The 2628-nt window shown below is 68.3% G+C and carries 2 protein-coding genes and 1 riboswitch; of the genes, one reads left to right on the top strand and one right to left on the bottom strand.

Going from position 1 to position 2628, the window contains the following annotated elements; genetic code table 11:
* Positions 1-74 precede the first annotated feature (74 nt).
* Positions 75-2033, bottom strand: a complete 1959-nt coding sequence (locus tag RT567_RS15925) for a TonB-dependent receptor domain-containing protein (protein WP_313577192.1) — start codon at positions 2031-2033, stop codon at positions 75-77.
* 131 nt (positions 2034-2164) lie between these two features.
* Positions 2165-2374: riboswitch (cobalamin riboswitch) on the bottom strand.
* Positions 2375-2413: 39 nt separating this feature from the next.
* On the opposite strand from RT567_RS15925, the gene RT567_RS15920 reads away from it, so the two are divergent.
* Positions 2414-2628, top strand: a 215-nt coding sequence (locus RT567_RS15920; protein WP_313577191.1) for a bifunctional adenosylcobinamide kinase/adenosylcobinamide-phosphate guanylyltransferase, incomplete at its 3' end; no start/stop codon positions are given.

Raw genomic sequence — 2628 nt, 5'->3', positions numbered from 1 at the left:
AGGCGGCGGCGGCCTTCATCAGACCGCCGCCGTGCCGGGTCGCCGTCGTCAGGAACGCGGCGTCCTTCATCGCATCAGAACCGGACGCGAACGCCGCCGAACACGCCGCGTCCCGGCGCGCCGTAGTTCAGGACCGTCTGATAGTCCTCGTCGAAGGCGTTCTCGATCCGACCGTAGACTTCAAGAGTGTCGTTGATCGGATAGGAGGCGCGCAGGTCGACCAGAGTGTAGGCATCGACCTTCACCGTGTTCGTGTCGTTGTTGAACGTCTCACCGACGTAGCGCACGGCCACGCCCGTCTTCAGGCCGAAGGCGAAGGCGTAGTCAGCGGCGAGGTTCGCCATATGCTCGGGACGGCGCGTCAGACGCTTGCCGTCCGTGGCGCCCGAGGCGCTCTTGGCGTCGGTCCAGGTGTAGTTGGCGCTGACGTTCAGGCGCTCCGTCACGTCCACGCGACCGACCAGTTCGACGCCTTGCGCCTCGGTCTTCTGGACGTTGCGGTAATAGCCCCAGCGGCCCGCACCGTTGACGGTGCACAGCGGGTCCGTCGAGGGCGTCGAGCAGCCGTTGTAGCGGATCTCATTGTCCGCCTGGCGATTGAAGTAGGTCGCCGAGACGACGGCGCGGTCGAACAGGCGTTGCTCGACGCCGATCTCCCAGCTGTCGAACTCTTCCGGTTGCAGGTTCAGATTGCCGTACTCGCTGTACAGCTCATACAGGCCCGGCGCGCGGAAGCCCTGGCCCCAGCTGGCGCGCACCACCGTATCGCCCTCGTTCAGGGCCCAGGCCGCTGCGACCTGGCCCAGCAGGTTGTCGCCATACTGGGCGTGGTCGTCATAGCGCAGGCCGCCAGTCAGGGTCAGGCCGTCCAGCACCGTCCACTGCACCTGGCCATAGGCGCTGTTCAGCTCGGCCTCGCCGCGACCGAAGGCCGGGTTCGGGGTCCAGTCGCCGGGCGAACGGGTCTTCATCTCCGACTTCTCGTGCTCCAGGCCGAAGGTCGCGTTCAGCGCCTCGGTGAAGGCGAAGGCGCCCTGATACTCCCAGCGACGGTTCTGGCCCTCGGCGTCGAAGGTCAGGGTCTGGACCTTATTGTCCGGGTTGAAGTTGCGGCGATCGGTGTCGGTATGGGCGTAGCCGATGCGGTTGCGGAACCGGCCGTCCAGCAGATCGAAGTTCAGGCCGGCGTATGCGACCAGCTCCTGGGTCTTGCCGTATTCGCGGCTGTCGCCGTTGAAGGCGTCGAAGTCATTGCGGCCGCTGGACCAGACCGAGCGCAGATCCAGCGAGACCGCGTCCGTCACCTTGACGTTCAGGCGGCCCGACAGGCCGGTGTTGGTGTAGCCGTCGTCCTCCATCCCCTTGGCGAAGGCCGAGAAGCCGTCGGTGTCATAACGGCTGGCCGCCAGACGCCAGCTCAGGCGGTCGTTCGCGCCGCCGATCCCGCCGCGGAAATAGGTCGTGCCGCGCGCGCCGGCCTCGGCGTCAAGGCTGCCTTGCAGGGCCTCGGTCGGTTCGGCGGTGACGATGTTGACCACGCCGCCGATGGCCTGGCTGCCCCACAGGGTCGACTGGGCGCCGCGCAGCACCTCGATGCGCGCCGTGTCGCCGACCAGCAGATTGCCGAAGTTGAAGCCGCCCTGCGTCGAGGACGGGTCGTTCAGCTTGACCCCGTCGATCAGGACGACAGTATGCTGGCTCTCGGCGCCGCGGATGTTGACGCCCGTCGAGGTGCCGACGCCGCCGTTGCGGGTGAAGCTGACGCCCGGCGTCTGGGCCAACAGCTCGACCACGGCCGGGGTCTGGCGCGCTTCGATGGCGGCCTGGGTCAGGACGGTGACCGAGGCGCCGACGCGCTCGATCGGCTGGGCCGAGCGGTTGGCGGTGACGACCACGTCCTCGACGGCGGTGGCGCCGGCGCGGCCCGCCACGTCAGGAGCGGCGGCCTGTTGATCGACGGTTTCAACGGCGAAGGCGGGAGCGGCGGCCAGAAGGCTGGCGGCGGCCAGGGTAGCGAATGCGGTCCGGTTCATTCCGGGTCTCCATATGACGACGCCGCGCCGGACCGCCCAACGCCCGGATGAGCGAAAGCGGCCGCTGACGCGGCTGGTTTACGACTGTCGTCACACGAGTTGCCTCGACCGCCCGGCACATCCCGACCGCACGGAGAACGACGGCGACAGGCAGGTCTCCTGGCTCGCGGATCAAGGCCGGTGCGCGTCGCCTTCCCAGAAGTCGTTCAGGCCGTGGCCTTCCGGACCGCCAGTGGCGTATGACGCGCGGGCTAGCCGCTTACAGTTGCGGGAACAGCCGGAGTTTCACACTCCGTTCCCTTTCAATCCCCTTTCGGGGAACCTGACGCGATCGTGGCAGTAGGACCGCGTGCGGTTCAGGTCAACCGGAGAGACGACGCATGCCCCTAAGCCTGGTTCTCGGCGGCGCCCGTTCCGGCAAGAGCGGCTACGCCCAGCGACAGGCCGAACAGGCCGCCGAGACAGCGGGCCGCCCGCCCGTCTTCATCGCCACGGCCGAGGCCTTCGATGACGAGATGCGCGACCGCATCGCCCGCCATCAGGCCGAGCGCGGCCAGGGCTGGCGCCGGGTGGAGGCGCCGCTGGACCTGGCCGA

The organism is Brevundimonas sp. (assembly GCF_032107865.1).
Lineage (GTDB): Bacteria > Pseudomonadota > Alphaproteobacteria > Caulobacterales > Caulobacteraceae > Brevundimonas.
This window is presented reverse-complemented; position numbering and strand designations above follow the sequence as displayed.

Excerpts from the sequence above, each read along its gene's own strand:
- RT567_RS15925 (WP_313577192.1), bottom strand. The coding sequence starts at position 2,033 with ATGAACCGGACCGCATTCGCTACCCTGGCCGCCGCCAGCCTTCTGGCC.